The following is a 26,951-nucleotide window of genomic DNA, read 5'->3' as shown; positions in this document are numbered from 1 at the left end:
TAAGTACGACGCACACTTCGCTTTCTGGAAAGGGCCGGGCACCAGTGGCGGCACCAGCAACACAGCCTTTTGAACTGCCGGACTTCTACATGCCGCATCCCGCGCGCCTCAACCCTCATCTGGAGGAGGCGCGGCGGCACTCGAAGCGGTGGGCCCGCGAGATGGGCATGCTCGAAGGCTCGGGTGTCTGGGAGGAGCGCGACCTCGACGCGCACGACTACGCGCTGCTGTGCGCGTACACCCACCCCGACGCGTCCGGCCCGGCCCTTTCCCTGGTCACCGACTGGTATGTGTGGGTCTTCTTCTTCGACGACCACTTCCTCGAGGTCTTCAAGTACTCGAAGGACCGGGCGGGCGGCAAGGCGTACCTCGACCGCCTGCCGCTCTTCATGCCGACCGACCCGGACGCGGTCGTCCCCGAGCCGACGAACCCGGTCGAGGCCGGCCTCGCCGACCTGTGGGCCCGCACCGTGCCGAGCATGTCGGCGGACTGGCGGGCCCGGTTCGCGGAGAGCACCGAGAACCTCCTCAACGAGTCGTTGTGGGAGCTCTCCAACATCAACGCCCACCGCATCGCCAACCCCGTCGAGTACATCGAGATGCGCCGCAAGGTCGGCGGCGCCCCCTGGTCGGCGGGGCTCATCGAGTACGCGATCGGGGCCGAGGTGCCCGCGCCCGTCGCCGCGTCACGCCCGATGAAGGTGCTGCGGGACAGCTTCTCCGACGCCGTGCACCTGCGGAACGACCTCTTCTCGTACCAGCGCGAGGTCGAGGAGGAGGGCGAGAACAGCAACGGTGTGCTGGTACTGGAGACCTTCCTCGGCTGTGGTCCGCAGGAGGCCGCCGACGCCGTCAACGACCTGCTCACCTCCCGCCTCCAGCAGTTCGAGAACACCGTCTTCACGGAGCTCGCCCCGCTCTTCGCCGAGAACGGCCTGGGCCCGGACCAGTGCGCGGACGTCCTCGCGTACGTCAAGGGGCTGCAGGACTGGCAGTCGGGCGGCCACGAGTGGCACATGCGGTCCAGCCGTTACATGAACGGGAGCGCGGCCGAGGGGAGTTCGGGCCAATCAGGGCTGAGCGGCTTCTCGCTCCTCCCGACCGGGCTGGGCACCTCGGCGGCGCGTCTCGGGCTGACGGGCGTGACGACCACCCGCCGTGCCGAGGCCGGCCGGCTCCGCAGCTTCACCCACGTCCCGCACCAGCGAGTGGGCCCCTCGCAACTGCCGGACTTCCACATGCCGTTCACCACCCGGCTCAGCCCGCACCTGGAAGGCGCGCGCCGGAACGTGGTCGAGTGGGGCTGCCGGATGGGCATGCTCGAAGCCCAGCCCGGCATCCCCGGCTCGCACATCTGGAACGCGGACAAGCTCGCCGGCTTCGACTTCCCGTTGTGCGCGGCCGGCATCCACCCCGACGCCACCCGCGAGCAGCTCGACATCACCTCCGGCTGGCTGACCTGGGGCACGTACGGGGACGACTACTTCCCCGTCGTCTTCGGCCGTACCCGGGACCTGGCGGGAGCGAAGGCGGCCAACACCCGGCTCTCGGCCTTCATGCCGGTGGACGGCTCCGCGCCGCCCGAGCCCGCCAACGCGCTGGAGCGTGGCCTGGCCGACCTCTGGGCCCGTACGGCCGGCCCGATGCAGCCGCAGGCCCGCCGCACCTTCCGCACCGCCATCGAGGACATGACGTCCAGCTGGCTGTGGGAGCTTGCCAACCAGGCGCAGAACCGCATCCCCGACCCCGTCGACTACATCGAGATGCGCCGGATGACCTTCGGCTCCGATCTCACCATGAGCCTGTGCCGGCTGGGCCACGGACAGCGGATCCCGCCCGAGATCTACCGCAGCGGCCCCATGCGCGCCCTGGAGAACGCCGCCGCGGACTACGCCTGCCTCCTCAACGACGTCTTCTCCTACCAGAAGGAGATCGAGTACGAGGGCGAGGTGCACAACGGCATCCTGGTCGTCCAGAACTTCTTCGACTGCGACTACCCGACCGGCCTCGCCATCATCCACGACCTGATGACCTCCCGGATGCGGCAGTTCCAGCACGTGGCGGAGCACGAACTGCCCGTCCTCTACGAGGACTACAAGCTGGACGCGGACGCCCGCCGCATCCTGGACGGCTATGTACGCGAACTCGAGAACTGGCTGTCGGGCATCCTGACCTGGCACGAGCGCTGCCACCGCTACAAGGAGGAAGACCTCCGCCGCGACCTCCCCACCCACCCGCGACGCCGCATCGACCTCCCCTCCGGCCTGGGCACCTCGGCCGCGCGCATCCCCCGCCTCACCGGGCGGCGGTGAGCCGGCCGAGGAACTCGCCGACCAGCCGCAGGCCGGTGCGGAGCGTCTCGGTGTCGTCCGCGAAGCCGATGCGTACGGTGTGCTCGATGCCGAACGCGGCGCCGGGGGTGAACATGACGCCGGTCTCCGTCAGCAGCCGGGTGCAGAACTCGTAGGAGCCGATGGGGGAGTCGTAGCGGAGCAGTGCGGTGGTGCCCGAGGCCGGCTTCACGTAGGTGATGTCGTCGCGGCCGCTGACCCACTCGTCGAGGATCGCCAGGTTGGTACGCGTGATCCGGTGCGAGCGGGCCAGTACCGCGTCCTTGTTCTCCAGCGCGACGCAGGCCAGCAGGTCGTCGATGCGTCCGACGCTGATGGTGGTGTAGTCGCGGTGGGTGGCGACGGCCCGCAGCAGGTCGGCCGGGCCGGTGATCCAGCCCAGCCGCAGCCCGGCCAGGGAGTACGGCTTGGACATGCTGCCGGTGGAGATACCGCGCTCGTACAGGTCGGCGATGGAGACGGTGAACCCGTCACCGGTCTGATCGACACCCCGGTAGACCTCGTCGCACAGCACCCACGCGCCGACACGCTCGGCGGTCTTTGCGATGCGCGCCAGTCCGGCGGCATCGATGAGCGCGCCGGTGGGATTGTTGGGATTGTTGACCGCGATGAGCTTGGTGTCCGGGGTGACCAGGCCGTCCAGCTCGTCCAGGTCGGGCAGCCAGCCGTGCTCCTCACGCAACGTCAGCCGGTCGACGCGGGCGCCGTAACTGTCCGGGATGGAGTAGTGCTGCTGGTAGGTGGGGACCACGGCGACGACGTGATCGCCCGGCTCGACGAGTGTGGCGTGCACGAGCGCATTGGCGCCGATGGCGCCATGGGTGATCAGTACGTTCTCCGGGCCCTGGGCCGTGTACAGGCCCGCGACCAGCGCACGCAGCCGCGGGCTCCCCGGGATCGGCCCGTACGTGAGCGGGGTGGCCGCCAGCTCGGCCAGCACCTCCTCGCGCCGGCCCGAGAGCTCCAGCAGCTCGCCGGTGGTGAGGGAGCGGACGCAGGTCTCGGCAAGGTTGTACCGGCAGGTCTCCTCGTACTCGTTCATCCACTGCTCGACCGCGAACTCACGGATCTTCACTGCGGCTGTCCCTTCGTGTCGTCGTTGCGGTGTGGTGGCGCTGCCCAGGACGGACGCCAGACCGGCTCGGGGAGCGGTGTCAGGGCTGCGAGGTGATTGATGACCGCCCGGAGTCCGGGGTGTGGATTCGCTCGGGGGAGGAGGAGCGAGAGCGGGTAGGCGAGCGTGGGATTCACGACCGGGATGCGGCGCAGGTCGTGGGTCGTCGGCCAGATGTACCGGTCGCGCGAGCCGACGAGCGTGGCCACGTCCGCGGAGTCCGCGAGGATGTCGAGGAGTACCTCGTCGCCGAAGTTCGGGCCCGCGGCGTCGACGCGGAGGTCGAACTCCGTGGCGAGCTGATCGTAGAACTCCGCCCATTCGCTGCCCGGCGCGATCCCCGGCACCCAGATACGGTGCCGGCGCAGCCGGTCCGGTGTCAGTGTGCGTGCGGAGGCGAGCGGGTGCCGCGGACCGACGAGGAGTTCCAGCGGTGAGTCGAACGCGTGGATCATCCGCACGTCGCGGGGGAGTGCGGCCGGGTCGGTGACCGAGCGGAACGAGGCGTCGATCTCGCCCGCTTGGACCGCGGCGACCGCCGCGCGCGGGTCGTTGACCCGGAGGGTGACCACGTCGAGGTCGGTTTCGGGATGCGACCGCCAGTACTCGTGCAGGACGACGGCCTGCGCGGATCGCAGGCCGAGCACGTCGATCCGCAGGGCCCGCGAGCCCGGCCTGATCGCGGTGAGGGCGCGATCGACCCCCGCGATGATGGTCCGGGCATGCGGGAGGAAGGCTTGGCCGTCGAGTGTCAGCTCGACTCCTCGGGCGGTGCGGGTGAACAACCGGACGCCGAGCCGGCGCTCCAGGGTGGCGATCCGCTTCGACACGGCCTGCTGCGTGACGCCTAGCTCGTCGGCCGCGTGCTGCAGCTGCCCGAGCTCGGCCGCGCGGACGAATGATCGCACCGCCTCGGTATCCATTGATCCAGCTTATCCGTGCACAACCGATGGTTGTGGTTCATGAGGAGCCGGTTGTTTGATCCGGCGACGGTGCGGCCGGTGTGATGCAGGGACCGAACATCGGTTGATGCAGAGATCCGAACATCGGTTGTCGCGGTGGTCGAGGTTGTTCAGGGGGAGTCGCATGCGCGTGCAGCTGGGGCGCGGTTTCGGTTGGCTGTGGTCGGCCTACACGGTCAGTACGTACGGTACGTGGATCGCCTTCGGCGCTTTCCCACTGCTCGCGGTTCAAGTGCTGCACTCCCCGGCATCCGCCGTCTCGCTCCTCGAAGCGGCCGGGCTCGCCGTCGCGGCGGTCGTCGCGTTCTCACTCGGGCCGTGGGTCGAGCACCGGGCCAAGCGCCCGGTGATGATCGCGATGGACCTGATCCGGTGCGCCGCGATGGCGAGTGTCCCGGTCGCGTACGCCCTCGGCTCGTTGTCATACGGACAACTGCTGGTTGTCTCTGTCATCTCCGGAACCGCGAACCTCGCCTTCACCGCCGCATCCGGCGCGTATCTGAAGTACCTCGTCCCCAGCGATCGCCTCCTCGTGGCGAACGGGCGATTCGAGGGCACGAGCTGGGCGGCCACCGCGACGGGCCCGCCCCTCGGCGGCGCGCTCATCGGGCTGCTCGGCCCGGTCATCACCGTCCTGGCCGACGCCCTCAGCTACCTGCTGTCCGCGCTCGGAGTCCTCCGCATCCGCGGCGGCGACGTCGCGGCACCCCGCGACCGGGCCATCCGATCGCGCGGAGCCGGCCTTCTCGTCGGCTGGCGCTGCATCCTCCGCGACCGCGCACTGCGGTGCCTGTTCCTCAACTCCATCCTGGTCAGCGGCCTCATCATGGCCACCGTCCCACTCCTGTCCGTCCTCCTGCTGGGCCAGTACCACTTCCCGGCCTGGCAATACGGTCTCGCCTTCGGCATCCCGGCACTCGGCGGCTTCGTGGGCGCCCGGCTCTCCGCGCGCCTCGTGACCCGCTACGGCCGGCACCGCGTCATGATCGTCTCCGGCTGGCTGCGGTCGCTCTTCCCCCTCGGTCTCGCGTTCGTCCGGCCCGGCATCTCCGGTCTCCTCACGGTGATCGTCGTCGAGGGCCTGCTGATCACCTGCATGGGCATCTACAACCCGATCTACGCAACCGAACGCCTGCAACGCACCCCCGCGGACCGGACCGCCCAGGTCCTCAGTACATGGGGTGCCTGCAGCAAACTCCTCCAGGCCGCCCTGATGGTGATCTGGGGCGTACTCGCCACCCTCACCAGCCCGCTCGCCGCGATCACCATGTCCGGCGTTCTCCTGCTCGCCACCCCGCTCCTGCTGCCCACACGGGGACTGTGTCGTGCGGAAAAGGCGCCGGGCATTGCGTAGGTTGCATTCCGTACGTGGTGGACAAGGAGGCAGAAGTGTCCGGGACGACGGTGGACGAGGTGATGGCCGAGCTGGCCGGGCTCGAGGACCCGAAGACACGCCGGGTGAACGAGAAACACGGTGACGATCACGGGGTGAACCTCAGCAAGCTGCGCGCGCTCGCCAAGCGGCTGAAGACACAACAGGAACTCGCGCACCGGCTCTGGAAGACGCAGGACACCGCCGCGAGACTGCTGGCGACGCTGATCTGCCGCCCGAAGGCGTTCGCGCGCGACGAGTTGGACGCCATGGTGCGCGAGGCGCGCACACCCAAGGTGCACGACTGGCTCGTGAACTACGTGGTCAAGAAGAACCCGCACGCCGAAGAGCTGCGCCTGGCCTGGCTCGCCGATCCGGACCCACTGGTCGCGAGTGCCGGCTGGGAGCTGACCACCGACCGCGTGACGAAGAAGCCCGCGGGCCTCGACCTCGCAGGGCTGCTCGACGTCATCGAGGCGGAGATGAAAGACGCCCCGCACCGCCTGCAGTGGGCGATGAACCACTGCCTGGCGCAGATCGGGATCGAGCACGCCGAGCACCGCGACCGTGCCCTCGCCATCGGCGAGCGCCTGGGCGTGCTCAGGGATTACCCGACCTCCCCGGGCTGCACGTCTCCGTTCGCGCCCGTCTGGATCACCGAGATGGTGCGCCGGCGGAACGGTGAGCCGGTGGCTTGACCGTCAGTCCGTGGGGCCCGGCCCGGGGGCGTCCTCGCTGCCCAGTACGTACAGCTCGGGGAGATTGACCACGATCGCCTCCTGCGTGCTGCGGGCGATCACCACGACCGCTTCGTCGTCCGGGCTGGGGTTCTCCTCGCGGTGCGGCACGTAGGGCGGTACGAAAATGTAGTCGCCGGGCGCGGTACGGATGCGGACCTCTTCCGGCGTGCCGGCGGAGTCGTCGAGGAAGACGAACTCCGGGTGCCCCTTGACCACGTGGATCGCCGTCTCGGAGGCGCCGTGGTGGTGGTTGGAGGAGGCGGTGGCGGGGGCGACGTGGGTCTGGCCCATCCAGATGCGTTCGGACCCGACGGTGTTGCCACTGATCGCGGCGAACCGCCGCATACCGCCCGTCTGCGCGGTGTCACCGTCCAGCGCGTCGCCCCGGACGTGATGCAACCGGGCCCGCAGCGGAAGCGCCTCGCCCCCGTGGTCATGACCCGGCAGATCGGGATGGAAGCCGTCGGGAGTGGACTGTGAAGGCATGGCGTTCCCGCTGCTCGGAAGGGCACCAGCCGACGGTACGGGCCGGTCTTCTGGCGCCGACCGTAGAGAGCCCGACGAAAGAACGTCAAGATGTGTCCACTGCGGCGGCCACCGCACCTGAGTACCGGTGCTCAGGTGTCCTGAGCACCGGGCAGGGAGCATTGCGTCATGCCTATGCGTAAACGCATTGCCGTTGCCGTTGCCGTCGCCGCCGTAGCTGGCGTCCTCCTCGTGGCAAGCTGCGGGAAGAGCGCGGATGACCTGTTCTCCAACCTCAACGGCACCCGTGCATCCCACTCGCACGACACCGATACCTCGGCCGCAGAAACACCACGGGCTGACGCGCCGCCGAACTACGCCGACAACAACCGCGTCCGACAGCCCGGCGAGATGAGTCCGCAGGACGAGAAACGAGCCAAGCAGAAGGCCACCGAGGTCAATCAGGCCCTGGAAGACCTGCGCCGGCGCGGCAAGGTCGAGCCCGCAGAGGTACGGCCCGTTATCGCCCGCCTCGCAGGCTCGGCCCACTTCTCCGTAAGGGAGCTGTCCAGCTTGCGGGCAGACAAGACCGAAGGCAGTTCTTACGGCATCTGGATCGGCGACACCGCCTGCGTCACCGGCGCCGTCAACAAGGACCGCGTGTGGGCCGACGTCAACGGCCATTACCCCGAGAGCCGTTGCCTGCCCCCGGCGCCCACTCACTGAGACGCCTTCAGTGTGGTGAGGGGGCTCGTCGGCCTCCTCACCACACTGTGCCGCCGGTTTCAGGGTGCCGGTACAACTGATCGTTGTGCCGACCCGGCGTCAGCGCGTCGGTTCGGCGCGGTGTCGGGCATCAGTGCTCGCTCTGCCAGGTGGCCGAAGAGGAGGCCGAAGGTGGTCCACAGTGTGAGCTGGATCGCCAGTGCGGCCAGGCGGAATTTCCACATGAGGGTTGCGGAGAAGTCCGCGGGGACCTCGTTCACCGCGGGGAGGAACGCGTACGCGAGGCCGACCACGAAGGCGAAGGCCGCCGAAGCCGCCACGGTCGCGTACCAGTTGCCCAGCCGCGGGGCCAGACGCCGGCCCAGGATGACCGCGCCGACCGCGAGCAGCACGCTGAGCGCGATCATCAGGAAGTACAGGGCGGTGCGCCGGCCCAGTGTGTCCGGGTCGCTCGCGGCCGGCGGGTTGGCCGGGTACTTGAGGAACGGGATCAGGTACACGGCGAGGAAGGCGCCCAGCGAAAGGAGCGCCGCGGTGGCCCGGGGGCCGAAGCGGCCGATGCGGCCCCAGGCGACGCAGAACGCCAGGGCGGCGATGCCGCCGAGCGCTACGCCGTACACGAGGACGCCCGTCGCCAGTCCGCTGGTCGCCTGCATGGTGCGGCTGACCAGTTCCACGCCGTGTTCGTGGCTGTGTGCCTCCTCGTATGCGATGGCCGCATCGATCTCGGGTTCGCCGAGGAGATAGGCCATGACCAGTGCGAGAGCGCCGGCCGCGAGGCCGGCGATCATTCCGCGTACGAGCAGCGCCCGTACGGAGATGGGCTGCATGATGTGCTGCCTCCCGTGCTCAGTGGCAGGGGAAGCCGAGCAGATGCCGGCCGTCGTGGACCCATTCGTGCACGCCCTCGCCGGAGAAGACCGAGGTCACGCCCTGCTCGGTGCCGACGAAGTAGAGCAGGACGAGCATGAGGATGCCGAAGAAGAGGGCCCAAGGTGCGATGGCCTTGAGGGAGATGGGGGTGATCGCCGGCGTTGCGGCGGAGAGGGAAGTGGGCGCAGCGGACTGAGCCATGGCAGTACCTCCAAGGGAACACGCGTCCCGGTCTTGGTGCCTTACGACGGTGCGGGGTCTGACTTCCCCGTCAGCGCCCGGCCCTCGGCAGTGAGGGACGGGACGGAGTACACAGTGGCGCGGCCGTACCGGAGTCTCACCGGCTTCCGTCGCACCGTCGTCATGTCCATGCGACCGTAGCGCCTGCGGGTTCCCGTGGCTATGGCGCGCGGGTGGGGCCGATGTGCGCCCTCCGCGCGCCCAACCGCCTTGCGGGGGTTGGCGGATGGGACGATCAAGGCGGGAGGTCCGAGGATGACGGTGCGCGTGATGTTGGTCTCACCAGCGCTGGGGGAGGCGCAGCGGCAGGTGCGGTTCGACGGGGGAGAGTCCGTGGACGCGGGCGCTCTCCGGCAAACGCGTGCCGTGGCGGCGGCCGTGCGCGCGGAGGTCGTACGGGCGGACATAGTACGAACGGACACAGTACGGGCGGACGCCGCACCGGCAGCGACGCGGTGCTATTACGGCGCGTCGGCACGGTGCCGCGAGACCGCCGTCGCTCTCGGGCTGGAAGCGGCCCGGGCGCCGGAGCTGGGCGATCTCGATGTCGGTTCCTGGCGTGGGCGGACCCTGGACGAGGTCACCGAGGCGGAGCCGCGGGCCGTCGCCGACTGGCTCGCGGACCCCGCGTCCGCCCCGCACGGTGGGGAGTCCCTGCACGCCCTGATCGCCAGGGTGGGGGCCTGGCTGGACGGCCGCTCGGCGGAGACCGGACGGATCACGGCAGTCGTGGAGCCGGCCGTGATCCGTGCGGCATTGGTGCACGCCCTCGGCCTGCCCGCCGCCGTCTTCTGGCGGCTGGACGTCGCACCGCTCTCCGTCACCGAACTCTCGGGCCGAGCCGGGCGGTGGAACCTGCGGTGCGGGCGCCCCCTTGGTTCCGGCCTCTCAGAAGGGGCGCGGCGGCAGTAGTACGGCGAGTTCCTGGGCCGCTGTGGCCAGGGCGGGGCGCAGGGCCAGCAGGTCCTCCGTGGGCATGCGGAAGGCGGGGGCCGCGACGGAGAGGGCGGCGTGGGCGATGCCGTCCGGGGAGAGGATGGGGACGCCCAGCGCGCGGATGCCCGGCTCGTGTTCCTCGTCGGCGAGCGCGTGGCCTTCGGCGCGTACCTTCTCGATTTCGGAGCGGAACGCGGCACGGTCGGTGATCGAGTGGGGGCCCAGCTTGGTCAGTTCGACGCTTTCGGTGAGCGATTCGCGTACCTCGGCGGGTGCGAAGGCGATCAGTACCTTGCCCATCGAGGTGCAGTGCACCGGGCCGTGCTTGCCGGGCTCGCCGCGCACGCTCACCTGCTGCGGTCCCTCGACGTGATGGATGTAGAGCTGCTTGTCGCCGTCCAGTACCGACATCAGGACGGCTTCCCGGCAGGTCTCGGCGAGCCTGCGCATCACCGGCAGCGCGACGCCCGCGAAACCGTGCGAGTGCGAGACGCGCTGGCCGAGCTGGTACACCCGTAGCCCCAGTGTGTAGTGCTTGGTGCGGGCGTCGAACTCCACGAAGCTGTCCCGGGTCAGGGACTTCAGGAGCCGGTAGCACGTGCTGGTCGGGAAGCCGGAGGCGCGGGCGAGCTCGGAGAGGGTGACGCCGGCCGGGCGCTCGCCGAGCAGGGTGAGGACGTGCAGGGCCTTGCCGACCATGTCGGAGGCCGGGGTGCTGGTGGACATACGGGCAGTTTCCCATACCCCTTCTCGCATGGCGGCAAGACTTTCTTCCATCCGAAAACAATCCGTTGACAGGCGGAAACGCGGGCGTCATTCTCTTTTCAGCTTGCGGCAGCGCTTGCCGCATCGTGGCAAAAACCCACTACCCCCCTGTCCTGCCGTCTCGGGAGAAAGGGCTCCTGGATGTCGACCCCGCAGCCCCCGGCCGCCGCACCCGCGCCCGCCGTCGCCGCCCTCAGCCGCCGGCGCTGGACCCGGCTGATGCCCGTGGTCTTCGTGACCTACAGCTTCGCCTACCTCGAACGCTCCAACTTCTCCGTGGCCGCCGCCGGCGGCATGGCCGACGACCTGCACATCACGGGGTCCGTCTCGGCCCTGCTCGGCTCGCTCTTCTTCCTCGGCTACTTCGCCTTCCAGATCCCCGGCGCCATCTATGCCGAGCGACGGAGCGTCAAGAAGCTCATCGTGTGGTGCCTGGTGCTGTGGGGGCTGCTCGCCACCGCGCAGGGCCTGATCCCCGACGTGCGCGTGCTGATGGCGGTGCGCTTCCTGCTCGGCGTCTCCGAAGCCGCCGTACTGCCCGCGATGGTCATCCACATCACCCACTGGTTCACCGCCCGCGAGCGCGGCCGCGCCAACACCTGGCTCATCCTCGGCAACCCCGCCACCGTCCTGTGGCTCACCGTCGTCTCCGGCTACCTCGTCGAATGGGTCGGCTGGCACGGCATGTTCATCGCCCAGGGCGTACCGGCCCTGATCTGGGCGTTCGTCTTCCACAAGTGCATCGACGACCACCCGCGCGACGCCAAGTGGCTCACGCCCGAGGAGCGCACCGCGCTGGAGGGCGCCCTCGCCGCCGAACAGGGGCGGCTGCCGGCCGGCGGCAGCTACCTCGCCGCGCTCCGCTCCCGCAACGTCGTCCTGCTCTCCCTCCAGTACTTCCTGTGGAGCCTCGGCGTCTACGGCTTCGTCTTCTGGCTTCCCTCCATCGTCCGCGCCGGCAGCGACGAAGGCATCGGCCTCACCGGACTGATCTCCGCGCTGCCGTACCTCTTCGCCTGCGCCGCGATGCTCTGGAACAGCCGCGCCTCCGACCGCGCCGGCTCCCGCGGCCGGTACGTCTGGCCCTGGCTGCTGCTCGGCGCCGCCGGCTTCTACGGCTCCTATCTGCTCGGCGACGCGTTCTGGCTGTCGTACCCGCTGCTGTGCATCGCCGCGGCCGGCATGTACGCGCCGTACGGCCCGTACTTCGCCACCATCCCCGAACTGCTGCCGCAGAAGCTGAGCGCCGCCGCCGTCGGCCTCATCAACTCCTTCGGCGCGCTCGGCGGCTTCGCCGGCAGCTACCTGATCGGCACGCTGAACGACGTGACCGGCTCCACCGCCGCTTCGTTCCTCACGATGGCCGGCTGCCTCGTACTCGCCGCCGCGCTGATGTTCGCGGTAAGGGCACCCCGGGCCGACACCGCCCCGGTGCCGCGGCCGGCACCCCTCACGAAGGACGCCTGACAGCAGCATGCGCATCGCCCGAATCGCCCACGCCGGCGGCATCGCACACGCCGTACTCGACGGAGACACCGCCGAGGTCATCGCCGACCCCTTCGGGGCCGGGGAAGCGGCGGACGGTGCCGCCGGCCGGGCGGCGCCCGTCTCCCCGGTCGCCGCCCGCCGGGAACCCGTCCGCCTCGGCCCCCGCCTGCCCCTCGCCGAGGTCCGGCTGCTCGCCCCCGTCCAGCCGCGCACGGTCGTCGGCATGGCCCACAACACCGGGCCGGCCGACCGCGAACTGCCGCCCCAGGCATTCCTCAAGCCCGCCCGCTCCGTCATCGGCCCGGACGAGCCGGTGCACCTCCCCGACGGCATCGGCCGCGTCGACGCCGAGGCCGAACTCGCCGTCGTCCTCGCCGCCTCGCCCGCCGGACACACCCCCGACACCGTCCTGCGCACCGTCTTCGGCTGGACCGTCGCCAACGACATCACCGCCCGCGACCTGCAACGCGACGACCCGCTGTGGACCTCGGCCAAGGGCCACCCCGGCTTCACCCCGCTAGGCCCCTGGATCGAGACCGAGCTCCCGGAACCCGACGACACCGAGGTGGCGCTCGCCCTCCACGGCGTACCCCTGCGCCCCGTCTCGACCCGCGAACTCGCCCGCGGCGTCGCCGAGATCCTCTGCTACCTCGGTGGCTTTCTGCCGCTCGGCCCCGGCGACGTGATCCTCACCGGCGCCCCCGGCGAGTACGGCCCGCTCCGCGCGGGCGGCCACGCGGCCGCCACCGTCGCCGGCATCGGCACCCTGACCACCCCTGTCCACGCCGGAGGCCCCCGTTGACCCCCAGCCCCCTTCCGCCGGCCCGCCTCGACGTGGTGACCTTCGGCGAGGTCATGGGCATGCTCGTCGCCGCCGACGACGGACCGCTGGCCGACGTCACCCACTACACCCGCTCCCTCGCCGGCGCCGAGATCAACGTCGCCACCGGACTCGTCCGCCTCGGCCACACCGCCGGCTGGGTGGGCCGCGTCGGCGACGACCCGCTCGGCGCCCACGCCCTCGCCGCCCTGCGCGCCGAAGGCGTGGACACCGCCCAGGTGACCGTGGACCCCGAGGCCCGCACCGGCTTCCAGCTCAAGAGCCGCGTCACCGAGGGCGACCCGGAGGTGGTGTACTTCCGCAAGCACTCCGCCGGCAGCCGCCTCGCGCCTTCGGAGGCCGCCGACGCCTACATACGCGGCGCCCGCCACCTCCACGTGACCGGCATCCCCGCCGCCCTGTCACCCACCGCGCGCGCCTTCACCCACCGCGCCATGGCCGCGGCCCGCGACGCCGGGCTCAGCATCTCCTTCGACCCGAACCTGCGCCCCGCGCTCTGGCCCGACCGTGCCGAGATGGTGCGGACCGTCAACGACCTGGCGGCTCTTGCCGATTGGGTACTGCCGGGACTGGGCGAGGGGCGGCTGCTCACCGGGGCGCAGGACCCGGCCGACGTGGCCGGCTGGTACCTGGCGCGCGGCGTGCGCCGCGTCGTACTGAAGGACGGGGCACGCGGCGCCACGCTGTACGACCGCACGGGCGGGACGTGGACGCAGCGCGTCCTCCCCGTACGGACCGTCGACACCGTGGGCGCGGGCGACGGCTTCGCGGCCGGGCTGATCAGCGCCCACCTGGACGGCCTCGGCCCGCGGCAGGCCCTCGCCCGGGCCGCCGCCGTGGGCGCGCTCGCCACCACCAGCCACGGCGACCGGGACGGCCTGCCCACCCGCGCCCGGCTGGAGACCTTCCTCCGCACCCACGCGGCCGCCTGAACCACCCCTGAACAGACCGAGAAATACGAGGAGTTGGCCCCATGGCCGTACAGCTGCAGATCGCCCTGGACCGGATGCCCCTGGAACGGGCGGTCCGGCTCACCGAGGCCGTCGCGCCGCACGCCGACTGGATCGAGGTCGGCACCTCACTGATCAAGCACTTCGGGATGCGCGCCGTGACCGAGGTGGCCGCGGCGGCCGGGAAGGTCCCCGTACTGGCCGACCTGAAGACCGCCGACGACGCGGTGTTCGAGTTCACGCTCGCGTACGACGCGGGGGCCGCCTCCGCGACCGTCCTCGGCGCCGCCGCCGACGCGACCCTGGACGCCGCCGTACGCGTCGCCGCCGGGCGCGGCGCCGAGACCGTGGTCGACCTGATGCAGACCACCGAGGAGCGGCGGACGGCCCTCGCCGCCCGGCTCCCGGCCGACGTCGTGCTGGCCGCACACGTCGGCAAGGACGCCCAGCGGGCCGGCGGCAACCCCGCCGACCTGCTCGGGCCCTGGCGGCAGGGCCGCCGGGTCGCCGTCGCGGGCGGCCTGACCGCCGCCGACCTGCCCGCCTTCACCGGCCCCGACGACATCCGCGTCATCGTCGGCTCGGCGGTGACGGCGGCCGCCGACCCCGAAGCGGCGGCCCGCGCCCTCGCCGCGGCCGCCGGCCGCTGACACCCGTACACCGGACGTAAGGAACCGCTTCATGCCCAGCAACGACGAACTCCCTGCCGCCGCAGCCCTCCTGGAGACCGTGCAGAAGGAAATGCGCGGGGTGCTCGCCTCGGTCGACGCCGCCTCCCTCGACACACTCGCCACCGTCCTGCTCCGCGCCCGCCGGATCTTCGTGGCCGGTGAGGGCCGCTCCGGATTCATGGCCAAGGCGTTCGCCATGCGGCTGATGCATCTGGGCCTGCCCGTGCATGTCGTCGGCGAGACCACCACCCCGGCCGTCGCCGCAGGTGACACCGTCGTCGCGGTCTCCGGGTCGGGGACCACGGCCGGGACCGTGCGGGTGGCCGAGGCGGCCGTCAAGGCCGGCGCCGAGGTGCACGCCGTGACCACCGCGCCGGACTCCCCGCTCGGCGCCCTGGCCGCCACCGTCCTGCTGCTGCCCGCCGCGACGAAGTACCGGCGGCCCGGCGAGGCGCCCAGCGTCCAGCCGCTGTCCAGCCTCTTCGACCAGGCCACCCACGTCACCCTGGACGTCGTGGCGCTCCGCCTCGCGAACCTCCTGGAGGTCGACAACGAACGCGCCCGCACGGCACACGCCAACACGGAGTGAGCGCCCGGGGTCAGTTCCCCGTCTGGTAGCCGGCCGTCAGCCGCGGGTCGCGGACGGCGACCGGCTCCAGGATGGTGTCGACGGCCTTGAGGACCTCCGGCTCCAGCGTCACGCCCGCCGCCTTGACGTTCTCCGTGACCTGCTCGGGCCGGGAGGCGCCGATGATGGCGGCGGAGACGTTGGAGTTCTGCAGGACCCAGGCCACCGCGAGCTGGGCGAGCGAGAGGCCGGCCTGCTCCGCGAGCGGCTTGAGCTGCTGGACGCGCTCCAGGACCTCGTCCCGCAGCCAGCGCGCGACGAAGGTGGCGCCGCCCTTCTCGTCCGTGGCGCGGGTCCCGATGGGCAGTGGCGTGCCCGGGAGGTACTTGCCGGTCAGCACGCCCTGGGCGATCGGCGACCAGACGATCTGGCCGATGCCCAGCTCCTCACTGGCCGGCACCACCTCGTCCTCGATGACCCGCCACAGCGCGGAGTACTGCGGCTGGTTGGAGATCAGCGGGATGTGCAGCTCGCGGGCGAGGGCGTGGCCCGCGCGCAGCTGGTCGGCGGTCCACTCGGAGACGCCGATGTAGTGCGCCTTGCCGGAGTGGACCACGTCGGCGAACGCCTCCATGGTCTCCTCCAGCGGGGTGCTGTGGTCGTAGCGGTGGGCCTGGTACAGGTCGACGTAGTCGGTCCGCAGGCGGCGCAGCGACCCCTCGATGGACTCCATGATGTGCTTGCGGCCCAGGCCCCGGTCGTTCCGGCCGGTGCCGGTCGGGAAGTAGACCTTGGTGAAGATCTCCAGCCCCTCGCGCCGCTCGCCCTGGAGCGCGGCGCCGAGCACGGACTCGGCGCGGGTCTCGGCGTAGACGTCGGCGGTGTCGAAGGTCGTGATGCCCGCGTCCAGCGCGGCACGGATGCAGGCGGTGGCCGCGTCCTGCGCCACCTGCGAGCCGTGCGTGAGCCAGTTGCCGTACGCGATCTCGCTGATGGTCAGGCCACTGCGGCCCAGACGGCGGTATTCCACGGTGTCAGCTCTCCTCTGTAGGACTTCTGCCCCTCCGGCACCATCCTGCCCCCCGGCTGCATGACTCCCGTGGCGTGGGTACTCGGCGAACGATCCCGAGGCAGGCGCGTGGCGCGCCGGCCTTCGTGCGTGTCTGTGATGACTCGGGCGGCCGTCGCACGGTAGAAGGACGGGTAACCGGGCCCCCAGCGCCAAGACAAAAGGAGGTCCCTTGAGTAGGAAGAATATCTTTGTCGTCGGTCTGGACGAGGGAAACCTGGCTGAGCTGCAGGCTCTTCCCGACGCCGCGGAATACACGTTCCACGGCCTGCTCACTCCCGAGGAACTGCAGGTCGGCGAGGTTTCCGTGCCGCAGCTCCTGGAAAAGGCGTACGGCATCCTGGACGCCTTCGAAGGCAGCATCGACGCCATCGTGACCTACTGGGACTTTCCCGCGAGCACTCTCGTACCGATGCTGGGCGAGCGGTACGGAACGCGTAGTACCAGCCTGGAGTCCATCGTCAAGTGCGAGCACAAATACTGGAGCCGGCTGGAACAGCAGAAGGTCATCGACGAGCACCCGCGATTCGGCCGGGTCGACCTCACGGCGGACGATCCGCAGCCGCCCGAGGGCGTGCGCTTCCCGATGTGGCTCAAGCCCGCCCTGTCGTATTCGTCGGAGCTGGCCTACGGCGTCAAGAACGAGGAAGAATTCAAGGAGGCGGTGGCGAAAATCCGGGAGGGTATCCACCGGGTGGGGCGCCCCTTCGAATACATTCTGGAGCGCGTCGAGCTGCCTCCGGAAATGGCCGGGGTCGGCGCCCAGGTCTGCCTTGCCGAGGAGGCCATTTCGGGAATCCAGGTGGCCGTCGAGGGCTATGTCCTCAATGGCGAGGTCGTCGTCTACGGGACGCTGGACTCCATCAATTACCCGGACTCCTCCTCTTTCCTGCGCCACCAGTACCCCTCCACGCTGCCCGCGGACGTCGTCCAGCGGCTGCGGATCGCCAGCGAGCGGGTGATGCGCCAGATCGGCATGGAATCGGCCACCTTCAGTATTGAGTTCTTCTACGACCCGCACACCGACGCGATCAATCTGCTGGAGATCAACCCCCGGCATTCGCAGTCGCACGCGCAGATGTTCCACTACGTCGACGGCGTGCCGAACCACCACTGCATGGTCAGCCTCGCCCTCGGCAAGGACCCCCGGCTGCCGCAGGGCGAAGGCCCGTACCGCAAGGCCGCGAAGTGGTACTACCGCTGGTTCACCGACGCGGTGGTCCAGGACGTGCCCTCCCCGGAGGAGATCGAACGCATCGAGGAGAAGATCCCCGGCGTCCGCATCGACGTGGTGCCGGAACCGGGAAAGCGTCTCTCCGACGCGCCGCAGCAGGACAGCTACAGCTGCGAACTGGCGCACATCTTCACCGGCGCCGACAGCGTGGACGAGATGACCGAGAAGTACGACCAGTGCGTGGCGGCCCTCAACGTCAGCTTCGAGGGCACCCCGCCGCCGGAGGACCAGAACGAGTGAGCACGGCCCGTCGGCGCGGCGAGCGCACCGGCACACCGGAAAGGAGCACGGCAGCCGCATGCAATTCGTGAGCGACCTGCCCCACGCGACGAAGGAAGAGGACCACGTCGCGATCCCCATGGCCGACGGCACCCGGCTCTCCGCGCGGATCTGGCGCCCCGTCACCTCCGACGGAGAACCGGTACCGGCGATCCTGGAGTACATCCCGTACCGCAAGCGGGATCTCACCTCCGTCCGGGACTCGATCCACCACCCCTACCTCGCCGGACACGGCTACGCCTGCGTCCGCGTCGACATCCGCGGCACCGGCGACTCCGAGGGCGTCCTGCTGGACGAGTACCTGGAACAGGAACAGGCCGACGCCGAAGAGGTACTGGCCTGGATCGCCGCGCAGCCGTGGTGCGACGGGAACACCGGCATGATGGGCATCTCCTGGGGCGCCTTCGCGGCGCTCCAGGTCGCCGCCCGGCAGCCCGAAAGCCTGCGCGCCATCGTCATCGCGTCCTTCACCGACGACCGCTACTCCGACGACATGCACTACATGGGCGGCACGCTGCTCTCGGACAACCTCGCCGAGGCCGGCACCATGTTCGCCTACGCCACCTGCCCGCCCGACCCGGAGGTCGTCGGCGACCGCTGGCGCGACATGTGGCACGAACGGCTGGAGGCCAGCCGCCCCTGGGCCCTGGAATGGCTGCGCCACCAGCGCCGCGACGACTACTGGCGGCACGCCTCGGTCTGCGAGAACTACGACGCCGTACAAGTCCCCGTCCTCGCCTCCAGCGGCTGGGCGGACGGCTACTCCAACGCCGTGTGCCGGCTGCTGAGCAACCTCGACGTGCCGCGCAAGGGACTCATCGGTCCCTGGTCGCACAAGTTCCCGCACCTCGGCGAGCCCGGCCCCGCCATCGGCTACCTCCAGGAAGTCGTGCGCTGGTGGGATCACTGGCTCAAGGGCGCCGACAACGGCGCCATGGACGGCCCCATGCTGCGCACCTGGATACAGGACAGCATGCCGCCCTCCACCTCGTACGAGGAGCGGCCGGGGCGGTGGGTCGGCGAGCCCGTCTGGCCCTCGCCGCGCATCAAGTCGAGCGTCCATCCCCTCAGCCGGCACCGCATCGGCCCGGCACGGACGGAGGACGCGGAGAAGCAGGACGACGACGCGATCAGAGGTGACGCGCTGACCGTCGAATCCCCGCTGTCCGTCGGTCAGTTCGCCGGCAAATGGGCCTCCTACAACGCGCCGCCCGACCTGCCGTACGACCAGCGCGAGGAGGACGGCGGCTCCCTCGTCTTCGACACCGAGCCGCTCACCGAACGCCTGGAGATCATGGGCACCGCCACCGTCGAGCTGGAGGTCTCCGCCTCCGAGCCCGTCGCCATGGTCGCCGCCCGGCTCTCCGACGTGGCCCCCGACGGCGGCGCCACCCGCGTGACGTACGGCCTGCTCAACCTCACCCGGCGGGACGGCAGCGGTGAACCGCAGCCCCTCGAACCGGGCCGCCGCTACCGCGCCACCGTCCAGCTCAACTGCACCGCACAGGCGTTCCCGGCCGGCCACCGCCTCCGCCTCTCGCTCTCCACCTCCTACTGGCCGCTGGCCTGGCCGCCGCCCCGCCCGGTCCGGCTGAGCGTCTACGAGGGGACCAGCACCCTCACACTGCCGGTCCGCCCCACCGACGTACCGGACGACGTGCCCGACCCCGCCTTCGGCGAGCCCGAGGGCACCGAGCCGGTCCCGGCCACCCAGCTGCTGCCCAAGGAGCAGCGCTGGGACGTCAAACGCGACCTGGTCAACTACAACAACGAGCTGGAGATCGTGAAGGACGCGGGGCTGGTGCGGTACGAGCAGCCGGGGATCGACGTCGGCCGCCGCGCGTACGAGCGGTACACCTCCGTCGCCGACGACTTCACCTCCGTACGCGGCGAATCGACCTGGACCATGCGTTTTCGGCGCGGCGACTGGGACGTGCACGTCGTCACCCACACCACCCTGTGGTCCAGCGAGGACTGCTTCTGCATCGACGCCACCCTCGACGGCTACGAGAGCGACCGCCGGGTCTTCTCCCGCACCTGGAACGAGACGCTCCCGCGCGACTCCCTGTGACCCGGGGTACCACGGGGTACCCGTCCCGCGCGTCGACGGAAAGGGGCGGACATGCGGTGTTTTGATGGCGGCATGGCGTGGGGCCGGGTGAGCGGCGTGGTCGAGGTGGCCGTGTGGTGGGCGGCGCTCTTCGCCCTCTGGCTGTTCCTGATCAGCACGGTCGACGCCCTCGAGATCCTCGTGGGCGGCCTGGTCTCACTGGCCGGCGCGGCAGCCGCCGCGGCCGCCCGCCGGGCGGTGACCGACCGGTGAACGCCTGGCTGGTGGCCGCCGCCGTCCTGATGGTGGCCGGCCTCGGCCCGGTCCTGTGGTGCGTGGCCACCGGACCGCTGCGCCGCCGCGTCGCCGCCCAGAACACCGGCACGCTGCTCGTCTGCCTCGTCCTGCTGCTGCTCGCCCGCGGCTACGCCCGCCCGCCGTACACCGACGTGGCCCTGGTCGTCGCTCTCCTCGGCCCGGTCGGCACCCTCGTGTACGCCCGGCTCCTCGGACCCGAGATGGGCGACGACCCGCAGCAGGGACCGCTCACCAAAGCCTTCGCGGTGCTCGCCACCGCGGCCGTCGTCCTGCCGCTGTGCGTCGCCGAGGGCCCCGGCCGCTCCCTGGTCAAACTCCTGCTCATCGGCGCGATCCTGGTCGGCGGCAACCTCATCTCCTCCAAAGCGCTGGCCGGTGCTCGCCCGAAGGAGGCGGACGACCATGGCTGACGTACTGATCGCCCTGGCGCTGCTGCTGGTCGCGGCCACCGCGACCGCCGCCGTCGCGGTCCGCGACCCGGCCCGCCAGGCCCTGGTCCTCTCCGTCCTCGGCCTCACCCTCACCCTGCTCTTCACCGTCCTGCAGGCCCCCGACGTCGCCCTCTCCCAGCTCGCCGTCGGATCTGCGCTGACGCCCCTGCTGATCCTGCTGTCCGTACGCAAGGCCCGCCGCCGCTCCCTCGACGAGGTACGCGCGGAAGAACAAGCCGAGGAGGGCGGCACATGAACCGACGGCTGCGGATGTGGGTGCTCCTGCTCGGGCTCGCGGGCACAGCGGCGCTGCTGGTCGCCGCCGCCTTCCGGCTCCCCGCCTTCGGTACCGACTTCCACCCCTACGGCGACCGCGCCGTCCGCGAAGCACTGGCCCGGCAGACGGCCAACGCGGTCGCCGCCGTCAACTTCGACCAGCGCGCCTTCGACACCCTCGGCGAGGAGACCATCCTCTTCGGCGCCGTCCTCGGCACCGTCGTCCTGCTGCGCCAGGCCCGCGACGAACGCCACGTCGATCCCGCACCGGCCGACGTCGCGGCACCCGTACGCCGCTACGCCCTCGTCCTGCTGCCCGTCACGGTCGTCGCCGGGCTCTACGTCGTCGCCCACGGCCAGCTCACCCCCGGCGGCGGCTTCCAGGGCGGCGTGGTCGCGGCCACCGCGCTGCACCTGCTGTACATCGCCGTGGACTACCGCGCGCTGGAACGCATCCGCCCCCTCGGCCTCTTCGAAGTCGGCGACGCGGCCGGCGAAGCCGCGTACCTCGTCATCGGCGTCGCCGGACTGCTGGCCGGGTCCTCCTACCTCGCCAACACGATCCTGCCGCACGGCACGTTCAACACCCTCTCCTCCGGCGGCACCGTACCGCTGCTCAACGCCGCCATCGGGATGGAAGTCGCCTGCGCGGTCGTCGTGCTCCTCGCCCGCTTCCTGGACCAGGCCGTCGAGATCGAAGGCGAAGGAGAACGGGAGCGGGGAGGGGAAGCGGAAGGGAAACGCACATGATGGACGTACTGCCCTACCTGGTCGCCGCGTGGGTCTTCCTCGTCGGCTGCTACGGCCTCGCCACCAGCCGCAACCTCATCCACGCCGTCGGCTGCCTGGCCGTCTGCCAGGCCGCCACCTACGTCCTGCTGCTCGCCGTCGGCTACCGCAAGGGCGGCACCTCACCGGTCTTCGCCGACTTCACCCCCGGCGCGCGCGCCGTCGTCGACCCGGTCGTCCAGGCCCTCGCCCTCACCGACGTCGTCGTCGGCGCCACCGTCACGGCCCTCCTCCTCGCCCTGGTCATACAGGTCGCCAAACGGCACCACACCCTCGACCCGGACGAACTGTCGGAGCTGCGCGGATGAACCACCTGCTGCCGCTGGCCGTCGCGGGACCGCTGCTGGGCGCCGCCCTCCTCGTTGCCGCAGGCCGCTTCGTGCCGCGCGTCGTCGCGGAGGCCGTCGGCGGCGCCGTCGCCGCCGCCACCGCGGCCCTCACGCTCTACCTCCTGCTCGCCGCCCCCTCCCCGGTGATCGAATGGGTCGGCGGCTGGACCCCGCGCCACGGGCACAGCGTCGGCATCGTCCTGCACGCCGACCACCTCGCCCTCGGCATGGCGGCGCTCGTCTCCCTCCTCGTCCTCGCCGTCCTCGTCTACTCCTGGCGCTACTTCGACGAACCCCCGCACAAACACGCCGGCTCCTTCCCCGCCCTGGTACTCCTCTTCCAGGCCGGCATGTGCGGCTTCGTCCTCACCGGCGACCTCTTCAACGCCTTCGTCTTCTTCGAACTCATGGGCGTCGTCGCCTACGCGCTGACCGGATACCGCGTGGAAGCCGCCAAGGCCGTCCAGGGCGGCCTCACCTTCGGCGTCGTCAACTCCCTCGGCGCCTACGCCATGCTGCTGGGCATCGGCCTGCTGTACTCCCGCACCGGCGAGCTCGCCATGCGGCACATCGGCTCCGCGCTCGACGCCCGCGGCGGCCCCGACGCACTCGTCCTCGCCGCCTTCGTCCTCCTCCTCACCGGCCTGCTCGTCAAGGCCGCCGCCGTCCCCTTCCACTTCTGGCTCCCCGACGCGCACGCCGTGGCGCCGACCCCGGTGTGCATGCTGCTCTCCGGCGTCATGGTCGAACTCGGCGTGTACGGCACGGCACGCGTGTACTGGACGGTCTTCGCCGGCCCCGGCGGCATCCCGCCCGAAGCCGTCACCCGCACCCTCCTCACCTTCGGCGTGCTCTCCGCCGCCGTCGGCGCGGTCATGTGCTGGTACCAGCGCCACGTCAAACGGCTGCTGGCCTACTCCACGGTCGCCCACACCGGCCTCTTCCTCATCGGCCTCGGACTGCTGAAGCCCGAGGCGACGGGCGGCATCGCGCTGTACGTCCTCGGGCACGCGGGCGTGAAGGCGGCGCTCTTCGCGTGCGCGGGCATCCTGCTGGACCGCTACGGCTCCATCGACGAGTACGAACTGCACGGCCGCGCCACCGAACTACGCCTGACCGCCGGTTACTTCGTCGTGGGCGGACTGGCGCTCGCCGGGCTGCCGCCGTTCGGTACGGGGCTGGGCAAGGCCGTCACGGAAGAGGCCGCGGGGCCCTGGCTCACCGCCGTCTTCGTCCTCGTCTCCGCGGTCACCGGGGGAGCGGTACTGCGCGTCGCCGCCCGCGTCTTCGGCGGCCTCGGCCCGGCCCCGGCGGACGACGCGGAGTGCGAGACCAGCGGCGAACGCGAACAGCCGGAGACCGAACAGCAGTTGACCCGGGTCCCCGACACCATGCTGGCCGTCCCGGGTGCACTGCTCGCCGGGGCGGTCCTGGTGGGCGTGGTACCGGCCGTCCGCGCCGCGGTGGGGAGCGCGGCGGACGAGGCGACGGCCGGGGTGACCGTGGTCCCCGTACCACCGCACTGGTCGGCCGCCGGACTGCTGCTCGGCGTACTCTCCGCGGCCCTCGCCACCGCCCTCGCGGTCCTCGCCGTCCGCCGCCCCCAGCACACCCGCAGCCGCCACTGGATCGACCCACTGCGCCGCCTCCACTCCGGCCACATCGGCGACTATGTCGCCTGGACCGTCGCGGGGACGGCACTGCTGGGGGCGCTGGCGTTGTCGGGAGTCCTCTAAGCCCCCGTGTCCTGGAGGGACTTCACCAGGCCGGTGACAAGGTTCGCCCGCTCCGCCATGGCGTCGACCACCAGGTACTCGTGATCCGCGTGTGCGCCGCCGCCGACCGCTCCCAGGCCGTCGAGCGTCGGCACCCCGAGCGCGGCCGTGAAGTTGCCGTCGCTGCCGCCGCCGACCGCGGTTCCTTCGATGCCGGGCAGCAACTGCTGCGCCAGCGCGAAGAGTTGGGCCGACGCCGCCTCGGGCATCGGGGGACGGCCGACGGCTCCCTCGACCGTGATCTCCGCCCCTTCGAGATGCGGGGCCAGTGCCGCGAACGCGGATTCGATGCGTTCCTTCTCGTCGGCCGACTCGACGCGGACGTCGACGGTGAGGGTGGCCTCGGCGGGGACGACGTTGTCCAGGGTGCCGGCGGACGCGACGGTCGGGGTGACGGTTGTGCCGATCTCGGGCCGGCCGAGCGCCGCGATGTCCAGTACCTGGTGTGCCGCCTCGACCAGGGCGTTGATGCCGGCCGCGGGCTCCAGGCCGGCGTGCGAGGCCCGGCCCGCGATCGACACCTGGAACGTCCCGCAGCCCTTGCGGCCGGTCTTGAGGGCGCCGCCCTCAGCAGCGCCCTCCAGTACGAGCACAGCGCCACAGGCCAGGGCCCGCTCTTCGAGAAGGGCGCGGGAGGAACGGGAGCCGACCTCCTCGTCGGCGGTCACCAGGATCTCCACACCCGAGCGGTCGTCCAGCGCCGCCACGCCATGAATCGCCTGCACCAGACCGCCGAGCATGTCGAAGACCCCGGGACCGGTCGCCCGCCCGCCCTCGACCCCGAACGGCCGGCGCGCAAGGGTGCCCAGCGGAAACACCGTGTCGTGGTGACCGAGGATCAGTACACGGGGATCGCCACCGCCCGACCAGTGGACATGCGGCCCGGCCTCGCTCTCGACGAGGGCGGCCTGCCCGCCGAGGCGGCTCTCGATGACCGCGGCGACAGCCTTGGCCGATGCCGTCAGGGCAGCGACATCGCGCGACGGCGACTCGACTTCGACGAGCGTCCTGAGATCATCGAGCATCGCGTCCACACGCACGGGAACGGCCTGGTGCATCATCATGCGGCCAGCCTATGGGCACACCGCGAAGGGCCGGTGACCTAGCCCCCGCCCCTCCCGTCCGCCGCCGGCGCCTCCCATGCCGACGAGCCGCTGGGGGAGCCGGCCGGGGCCTCCGTGATGTCCAGGAAGACATGGTCGGCCTGCGGCCAGGTGCGCTCGACCTCGCGCTTGATCCGTACGCACACCAGCTCCACCCGCTCGCTGTCCAGCCCCGGCGCCAGGTCGATCCGGGCCGCCAGCAGCCAGGACTCCTCCCCGAGCCGCATCGTCAGCAGCTCCGCCACGTTGTCCACCTCCGGCTGCCCGATCAGCAGCTCCCGGATGTTCTCCCGCAGCCCCGCATCGACCGACTCACCGATCAGATGGTCGCGCGCCTCCTTGCCGAGCCGGTACGCCACGTACACCAGCAGCAGCCCGATCGCGAACGACGCCGACGCCTCCCACACCACCTCGCCCGTGAGCAGGTGCAGCACCATCCCGGCCGCCGCCAGCAGCACGCCGAGCACCGCGGCGCCGTCCTCCGCGAGGACCGTGCGCAGCGCCGGATCGCCGCCGCCGTCCTTCTGCACGCGCAGCTGGTACACCGCCCTGACCAGCGAACTTCCCTCGGCGACGAAGGCCACGCCGAGCACGATCAGCCCCGCCGTATAGCCGCTGGGCGACTCCTGCGAGCCCTCGTGCAGCGCGCTGACCCCCTGGAAGAAGGAGAAGCAGCCGCCCATCACGAAGATGCCGACCGCGGCCAGCAGCGCCCAGAAGTACCGCTCCATGCCGTAGCCGAAGGGGTGGCGGCGGTCGGCGGGGCGGCGGCTGCGGCGCAGCGCGGCGAGCAGGAACAGCTCGTTCAGGCTGTCGGCGACGGAGTGCGCGGCCTCGGACAGCAGCGCGGGCGAGCCGGAGAGCAGACCGCCGACCGCCTTTGCGACCGCGATGACGAGATTGGCGGCGAGCGCCACGAAGACCGTCACCCGGGTCCGGCCGTCGGACTTCTTTCGATTCACCGTGATTCACCGCCGCCGTTCGGGGGACGCGGAGGTTCCGGGAGATCCGCAATACACATCAACGGAGCGTGTACCCGGTTCGATGAAAGGGAACCCCGGGAAACTGCGCAGGGGATTCCACAACCAGCAGAAAAGGTGAGTGACGATGGTGGACGTCGGATACACGATGATGACCGAACAGGCCGGTCCGCGCGAACTGGTCGAGCACGTGGTAATGGCCGAGCAGGCCGGTTTTGATTTCTCGGTCACCTCGGACCATTACTTCCCGTGGCTGGCCTCGCAGGGCCACGCCCCGTACGCCTGGAGCGTCCTCGGGGCGGCCGCGCAGGCCACCTCGCGCATTCCGCTGATGACCTATGTGACGTGCCCGACGACCCGGTACCACCCCGCGGTCGTCGCCCAGAAGGCCGCGACGATGCAACTGCTCGCGCAGGGCCGCTTCCGGCTCGGCCTCGGCTCGGGCGAGAACCTCAACGAGCACGTCGTCGGCCAGGGCTGGCCCACGGCGCCGGTGCGGCTGGAGAAGCTGGAGGAGGCCATCGAGATCATCCGGGCGCTGTTCTCCGGTGACGAGGTGACCTACCACGGCGAGCATTTCGACGTGGACCAGGCCGTGCTGTGGGACCTGCCCGAGGAGCCGCCGAAGATCGGCGTCGCGGTCTCCGGCGGGTACTCCTGCGCGGTCGCCGGGCGGCTCGCCGACCTGGTCATCGCCACCGAGCCGAAGAGCGAGCTGCTGCGCATGTTCGACAAGCACGGCGGTACGGGGAAGCCGCGCGTCGGCCAGATCCCGGTCTCCTACGATCCCGACCGGGACGCGGCGATCGCCCGGGCGCACGACCAGTTCCGCTGGATGGTCGGCGGCTGGCCCGTCAACGCCGAACTCCCCGGCCCGTCCGGCTTCAGCGGCGCCACGCAGTACGTGCGCAAGGAGGACATCGCGGAGGCCATTCCGTGCGGTGACGACGTCGATACGTTCGTGGAGGCGGTCAAGGCGTACGCGGACGCCGGCTTCACGGAGGTCGCCCTCGTACAGATCGGCGGCGACCAGCAGGAACCGTTCATCGAGTGGGCCCAGAAGAACCTGCTGCACGAGATCCGCGCGTTGTGACACAGGCGCTGAGGCCCTACTGGCAGGAGCACGCTCGCTACGGCCGCTTCGCCGGGACCGGCCGAAGCGCCGGCCAGCGCGCGAGCATGCGCCGGCGCATCGCGGTGCTGAGGCCGCTCAGGCCGCCGAGAGAGGGGTGGTCGGCCGTCATCCGGCCGACCAC

At 71.0% G+C, this 26,951-nt stretch carries 28 protein-coding genes and 1 riboswitch; of the genes, 19 read left to right on the top strand and 9 right to left on the bottom strand.

What is annotated here, in order from left to right; all coding sequences use genetic code 11:
* Positions 1–89 precede the first annotated feature (89 nt).
* Positions 90–2,312 (top strand): family 2 encapsulin nanocompartment cargo protein terpene cyclase, encoded by a 2,223-nt coding sequence (locus ACIGXO_RS02070; RefSeq protein ID WP_399779943.1) that lies wholly within the window; start codon positions 90–92, stop codon positions 2,310–2,312.
* On the opposite strand, the gene ACIGXO_RS02065 is transcribed toward ACIGXO_RS02070, so the two are convergent.
* Both ACIGXO_RS02065 and ACIGXO_RS02060 read right to left on the bottom strand, forming a co-directional pair.
* Complete coding sequence (locus ACIGXO_RS02065) at positions 2,296–3,426, bottom strand: aminotransferase (protein WP_399779068.1); 1,131 nt, start codon at positions 3,424–3,426, stop codon at positions 2,296–2,298. The two genes, ACIGXO_RS02070 and ACIGXO_RS02065, sit on opposite strands and share 17 nt — an antisense overlap.
* Entirely contained in the window at positions 3,423–4,388 is a 966-nt protein-coding gene (locus tag ACIGXO_RS02060; RefSeq protein ID WP_399779066.1) for a LysR family transcriptional regulator, read from the bottom strand. The genes ACIGXO_RS02065 and ACIGXO_RS02060 overlap by 4 nt, the downstream gene beginning before the upstream one ends.
* Before the next feature lie 163 nt (positions 4,389–4,551).
* Between ACIGXO_RS02060 and ACIGXO_RS02055 the strand changes: the two genes are divergently transcribed.
* Both ACIGXO_RS02055 and ACIGXO_RS02050 read left to right on the top strand, forming a co-directional pair.
* Entirely contained in the window at positions 4,552–5,781 is a 1,230-nt protein-coding gene (locus ACIGXO_RS02055) for an MFS transporter (RefSeq protein WP_399779064.1), read from the top strand.
* Between the two features lie 62 nt (positions 5,782–5,843).
* Positions 5,844–6,497, top strand: coding sequence for a DNA alkylation repair protein (locus ACIGXO_RS02050; RefSeq protein WP_399779941.1), 654 nt, complete (start codon positions 5,844–5,846; stop codon positions 6,495–6,497).
* A 3-nt stretch (positions 6,498–6,500) separates the two neighbouring features.
* Here ACIGXO_RS02050 and ACIGXO_RS02045 read toward each other — a convergent pair whose 3' ends face one another.
* Positions 6,501–7,025, bottom strand: coding sequence for a cupin domain-containing protein (locus ACIGXO_RS02045; RefSeq protein WP_399779062.1), 525 nt, complete (start codon positions 7,023–7,025; stop codon positions 6,501–6,503).
* Between the two features lie 168 nt (positions 7,026–7,193).
* Between ACIGXO_RS02045 and ACIGXO_RS02040 the strand changes: the two genes are divergently transcribed.
* Positions 7,194–7,730, top strand: coding sequence for a hypothetical protein (locus ACIGXO_RS02040; RefSeq protein ID WP_399779060.1), 537 nt, complete (start codon positions 7,194–7,196; stop codon positions 7,728–7,730).
* 59 nt (positions 7,731–7,789) lie between these two features.
* On the opposite strand, the gene ACIGXO_RS02035 is transcribed toward ACIGXO_RS02040, so the two are convergent.
* Together ACIGXO_RS02035 and ACIGXO_RS02030 are read right to left on the bottom strand one after the other, a co-directional pair.
* The gene (locus ACIGXO_RS02035; RefSeq protein ID WP_399779058.1) at positions 7,790–8,560 is read right to left on the bottom strand and encodes a CbtA family protein; all 771 of its coding nucleotides are present in this window, start codon (positions 8,558–8,560) and stop codon (positions 7,790–7,792) included.
* A 19-nt stretch (positions 8,561–8,579) separates the two neighbouring features.
* Complete coding sequence (locus ACIGXO_RS02030) at positions 8,580–8,804, bottom strand: CbtB-domain containing protein (RefSeq protein WP_399779056.1); 225 nt, start codon at positions 8,802–8,804, stop codon at positions 8,580–8,582.
* A 30-nt stretch (positions 8,805–8,834) separates the two neighbouring features.
* Positions 8,835–8,978, bottom strand: a riboswitch (cobalamin riboswitch).
* A 120-nt stretch (positions 8,979–9,098) separates the two neighbouring features.
* On the opposite strand from ACIGXO_RS02030, the gene ACIGXO_RS02025 reads away from it, so the two are divergent.
* Positions 9,099–9,755, top strand: a complete 657-nt coding sequence (locus ACIGXO_RS02025; RefSeq protein WP_399779054.1) for a histidine phosphatase family protein — start codon at positions 9,099–9,101, stop codon at positions 9,753–9,755.
* Here ACIGXO_RS02025 and ACIGXO_RS02020 read toward each other — a convergent pair.
* A complete protein-coding gene (locus tag ACIGXO_RS02020; RefSeq protein ID WP_399779052.1) occupies positions 9,732–10,505 on the bottom strand; it encodes an IclR family transcriptional regulator in 774 nt (257 codons plus the stop codon). The genes ACIGXO_RS02025 and ACIGXO_RS02020 overlap by 24 nt on opposite strands.
* 180 nt (positions 10,506–10,685) lie before the next feature.
* On the opposite strand from ACIGXO_RS02020, the gene ACIGXO_RS02015 reads away from it, so the two are divergent.
* From ACIGXO_RS02015 to hxlB, 5 genes are read left to right on the top strand one after another with little or no spacing between them, the layout of a single operon-like run.
* The gene (locus ACIGXO_RS02015; RefSeq protein ID WP_399779050.1) at positions 10,686–12,011 is read left to right on the top strand and encodes an MFS transporter; all 1,326 of its coding nucleotides are present in this window, start codon (positions 10,686–10,688) and stop codon (positions 12,009–12,011) included.
* 7 nt (positions 12,012–12,018) lie between these two features.
* On the top strand, positions 12,019–12,834 hold the full coding sequence (locus ACIGXO_RS02010; protein ID WP_399779048.1) for a fumarylacetoacetate hydrolase family protein: 816 nt from the start codon (positions 12,019–12,021) through the stop codon (positions 12,832–12,834).
* Positions 12,831–13,805 (top strand): sugar kinase, encoded by a 975-nt coding sequence (locus ACIGXO_RS02005; protein WP_399779046.1) that lies wholly within the window; start codon positions 12,831–12,833, stop codon positions 13,803–13,805. The genes ACIGXO_RS02010 and ACIGXO_RS02005 overlap by 4 nt, the downstream gene beginning before the upstream one ends.
* A 41-nt stretch (positions 13,806–13,846) precedes the next feature.
* On the top strand, positions 13,847–14,473 hold the full coding sequence (locus ACIGXO_RS02000) for an orotidine 5'-phosphate decarboxylase / HUMPS family protein (protein ID WP_399779044.1): 627 nt from the start codon (positions 13,847–13,849) through the stop codon (positions 14,471–14,473).
* Between the two features lie 31 nt (positions 14,474–14,504).
* Complete coding sequence (hxlB, locus tag ACIGXO_RS01995; RefSeq protein WP_399779042.1) at positions 14,505–15,083, top strand: 6-phospho-3-hexuloisomerase; 579 nt, start codon at positions 14,505–14,507, stop codon at positions 15,081–15,083.
* A gap of 10 nt (positions 15,084–15,093) precedes the next feature.
* Here hxlB and ACIGXO_RS01990 read toward each other — a convergent pair whose 3' ends face one another.
* On the bottom strand, positions 15,094–16,092 hold the full coding sequence (locus ACIGXO_RS01990) for an aldo/keto reductase family protein (protein WP_399779040.1): 999 nt from the start codon (positions 16,090–16,092) through the stop codon (positions 15,094–15,096).
* 211 nt (positions 16,093–16,303) lie between these two features.
* On the opposite strand from ACIGXO_RS01990, the gene ACIGXO_RS01985 reads away from it, so the two are divergent.
* Genes ACIGXO_RS01985 through ACIGXO_RS01950 form a run of 8 tightly spaced genes read left to right on the top strand, consistent with a single transcriptional unit; the run spans position 16,304 to position 23,573 of the window.
* Positions 16,304–17,605 (top strand): acetyl-CoA carboxylase biotin carboxylase subunit family protein, encoded by a 1,302-nt coding sequence (locus ACIGXO_RS01985; protein WP_399779038.1) that lies wholly within the window; start codon positions 16,304–16,306, stop codon positions 17,603–17,605.
* Between the two features lie 58 nt (positions 17,606–17,663).
* A complete protein-coding gene (locus ACIGXO_RS01980) occupies positions 17,664–19,715 on the top strand; it encodes a CocE/NonD family hydrolase (protein ID WP_399779036.1) in 2,052 nt (683 codons plus the stop codon).
* A 51-nt stretch (positions 19,716–19,766) separates the two neighbouring features.
* Complete coding sequence (locus tag ACIGXO_RS01975) at positions 19,767–19,967, top strand: hypothetical protein (RefSeq protein WP_399779034.1); 201 nt, start codon at positions 19,767–19,769, stop codon at positions 19,965–19,967.
* Positions 19,964–20,422 (top strand): monovalent cation/H+ antiporter complex subunit F, encoded by a 459-nt coding sequence (locus ACIGXO_RS01970; RefSeq protein WP_399779032.1) that lies wholly within the window; start codon positions 19,964–19,966, stop codon positions 20,420–20,422. Before ACIGXO_RS01975 ends, ACIGXO_RS01970 begins: the two co-directional genes overlap by 4 nt.
* Positions 20,415–20,699 carry a Na(+)/H(+) antiporter subunit B gene (locus tag ACIGXO_RS01965; RefSeq protein ID WP_399779030.1) on the top strand — a complete coding sequence of 95 codons (285 nt, stop codon included), beginning with the start codon at positions 20,415–20,417 and terminating at the stop codon, positions 20,697–20,699. The genes ACIGXO_RS01970 and ACIGXO_RS01965 overlap by 8 nt, the downstream gene beginning before the upstream one ends.
* Positions 20,696–21,469: an MnhB domain-containing protein gene (locus tag ACIGXO_RS01960; RefSeq protein ID WP_399779029.1), complete on the top strand. Its 774-nt coding sequence runs from the start codon at positions 20,696–20,698 to the stop codon at positions 21,467–21,469. The genes ACIGXO_RS01965 and ACIGXO_RS01960 overlap by 4 nt, the downstream gene beginning before the upstream one ends.
* Positions 21,466–21,816 (top strand): sodium:proton antiporter, encoded by a 351-nt coding sequence (locus ACIGXO_RS01955; RefSeq protein ID WP_031055910.1) that lies wholly within the window; start codon positions 21,466–21,468, stop codon positions 21,814–21,816. Before ACIGXO_RS01960 ends, ACIGXO_RS01955 begins: the two co-directional genes overlap by 4 nt.
* The gene (locus ACIGXO_RS01950) at positions 21,813–23,573 is read left to right on the top strand and encodes a complex I subunit 5 family protein (protein ID WP_399779026.1); all 1,761 of its coding nucleotides are present in this window, start codon (positions 21,813–21,815) and stop codon (positions 23,571–23,573) included. Before ACIGXO_RS01955 ends, ACIGXO_RS01950 begins: the two co-directional genes overlap by 4 nt.
* Here ACIGXO_RS01950 and ACIGXO_RS01945 read toward each other — a convergent pair.
* Both ACIGXO_RS01945 and ACIGXO_RS01940 read right to left on the bottom strand, forming a co-directional pair.
* Complete coding sequence (locus ACIGXO_RS01945; RefSeq protein WP_399779938.1) at positions 23,570–24,670, bottom strand: M20 family metallopeptidase; 1,101 nt, start codon at positions 24,668–24,670, stop codon at positions 23,570–23,572. The genes ACIGXO_RS01950 and ACIGXO_RS01945 overlap by 4 nt on opposite strands.
* A gap of 44 nt (positions 24,671–24,714) precedes the next feature.
* Positions 24,715–25,677 carry a cation diffusion facilitator family transporter gene (locus tag ACIGXO_RS01940; protein WP_399779024.1) on the bottom strand — a complete coding sequence of 321 codons (963 nt, stop codon included), beginning with the start codon at positions 25,675–25,677 and terminating at the stop codon, positions 24,715–24,717.
* 145 nt (positions 25,678–25,822) lie between these two features.
* On the opposite strand from ACIGXO_RS01940, the gene ACIGXO_RS01935 reads away from it, so the two are divergent.
* On the top strand, positions 25,823–26,788 hold the full coding sequence (locus tag ACIGXO_RS01935; RefSeq protein ID WP_399779022.1) for an LLM class F420-dependent oxidoreductase: 966 nt from the start codon (positions 25,823–25,825) through the stop codon (positions 26,786–26,788).
* Positions 26,789–26,951: the final 163 nt, after the last annotated feature.

The organism is Streptomyces sp. NPDC053542 (genome assembly GCF_044544685.1).
GTDB lineage: Bacteria > Actinomycetota > Actinomycetes > Streptomycetales > Streptomycetaceae > Streptomyces.
This window is presented reverse-complemented; position numbering and strand designations above follow the sequence as displayed.

Excerpts from the sequence above, each read along its gene's own strand:
- ACIGXO_RS01945 (WP_399779938.1), bottom strand. The coding sequence starts at position 24,670 with ATGCACCAGGCCGTTCCCGTGCGTGTGGACGCGATGCTCGATGATCTC.
- ACIGXO_RS02025 (WP_399779054.1), top strand. The coding sequence starts at position 9,099 with ATGACGGTGCGCGTGATGTTGGTCTCACCAGCGCTGGGGGAGGCGCAG.
- ACIGXO_RS02050 (WP_399779941.1), top strand. The coding sequence starts at position 5,844 with ATGGCCGAGCTGGCCGGGCTCGAGGACCCGAAGACACGCCGGGTGAAC.
- ACIGXO_RS02020 (WP_399779052.1), bottom strand. The coding sequence starts at position 10,505 with ATGTCCACCAGCACCCCGGCCTCCGACATGGTCGGCAAGGCCCTGCAC.
- ACIGXO_RS02070 (WP_399779943.1), top strand. The coding sequence starts at position 90 with ATGCCGCATCCCGCGCGCCTCAACCCTCATCTGGAGGAGGCGCGGCGG.
- ACIGXO_RS02030 (WP_399779056.1), bottom strand. The coding sequence starts at position 8,804 with ATGGCTCAGTCCGCTGCGCCCACTTCCCTCTCCGCCGCAACGCCGGCG.
- ACIGXO_RS01955 (WP_031055910.1), top strand. The coding sequence starts at position 21,466 with ATGATGGACGTACTGCCCTACCTGGTCGCCGCGTGGGTCTTCCTCGTC.
- ACIGXO_RS02000 (WP_399779044.1), top strand. The coding sequence starts at position 13,847 with ATGGCCGTACAGCTGCAGATCGCCCTGGACCGGATGCCCCTGGAACGG.
- ACIGXO_RS01950 (WP_399779026.1), top strand. The coding sequence starts at position 21,813 with ATGAACCACCTGCTGCCGCTGGCCGTCGCGGGACCGCTGCTGGGCGCC.
- ACIGXO_RS01980 (WP_399779036.1), top strand. The coding sequence starts at position 17,664 with ATGCAATTCGTGAGCGACCTGCCCCACGCGACGAAGGAAGAGGACCAC.
- ACIGXO_RS01975 (WP_399779034.1), top strand. The coding sequence starts at position 19,767 with ATGCGGTGTTTTGATGGCGGCATGGCGTGGGGCCGGGTGAGCGGCGTG.
- ACIGXO_RS02060 (WP_399779066.1), bottom strand. The coding sequence starts at position 4,388 with ATGGATACCGAGGCGGTGCGATCATTCGTCCGCGCGGCCGAGCTCGGG.
- ACIGXO_RS02015 (WP_399779050.1), top strand. The coding sequence starts at position 10,686 with ATGTCGACCCCGCAGCCCCCGGCCGCCGCACCCGCGCCCGCCGTCGCC.
- ACIGXO_RS01935 (WP_399779022.1), top strand. The coding sequence starts at position 25,823 with ATGGTGGACGTCGGATACACGATGATGACCGAACAGGCCGGTCCGCGC.
- ACIGXO_RS01960 (WP_399779029.1), top strand. The coding sequence starts at position 20,696 with ATGAACCGACGGCTGCGGATGTGGGTGCTCCTGCTCGGGCTCGCGGGC.
- ACIGXO_RS01965 (WP_399779030.1), top strand. The coding sequence starts at position 20,415 with ATGGCTGACGTACTGATCGCCCTGGCGCTGCTGCTGGTCGCGGCCACC.
- hxlB (WP_399779042.1), top strand. The coding sequence starts at position 14,505 with ATGCCCAGCAACGACGAACTCCCTGCCGCCGCAGCCCTCCTGGAGACC.
- ACIGXO_RS02045 (WP_399779062.1), bottom strand. The coding sequence starts at position 7,025 with ATGCCTTCACAGTCCACTCCCGACGGCTTCCATCCCGATCTGCCGGGT.
- ACIGXO_RS02035 (WP_399779058.1), bottom strand. The coding sequence starts at position 8,560 with ATGCAGCCCATCTCCGTACGGGCGCTGCTCGTACGCGGAATGATCGCC.
- ACIGXO_RS02055 (WP_399779064.1), top strand. The coding sequence starts at position 4,552 with ATGCGCGTGCAGCTGGGGCGCGGTTTCGGTTGGCTGTGGTCGGCCTAC.
- ACIGXO_RS02010 (WP_399779048.1), top strand. The coding sequence starts at position 12,019 with ATGCGCATCGCCCGAATCGCCCACGCCGGCGGCATCGCACACGCCGTA.
- ACIGXO_RS02040 (WP_399779060.1), top strand. The coding sequence starts at position 7,194 with ATGCCTATGCGTAAACGCATTGCCGTTGCCGTTGCCGTCGCCGCCGTA.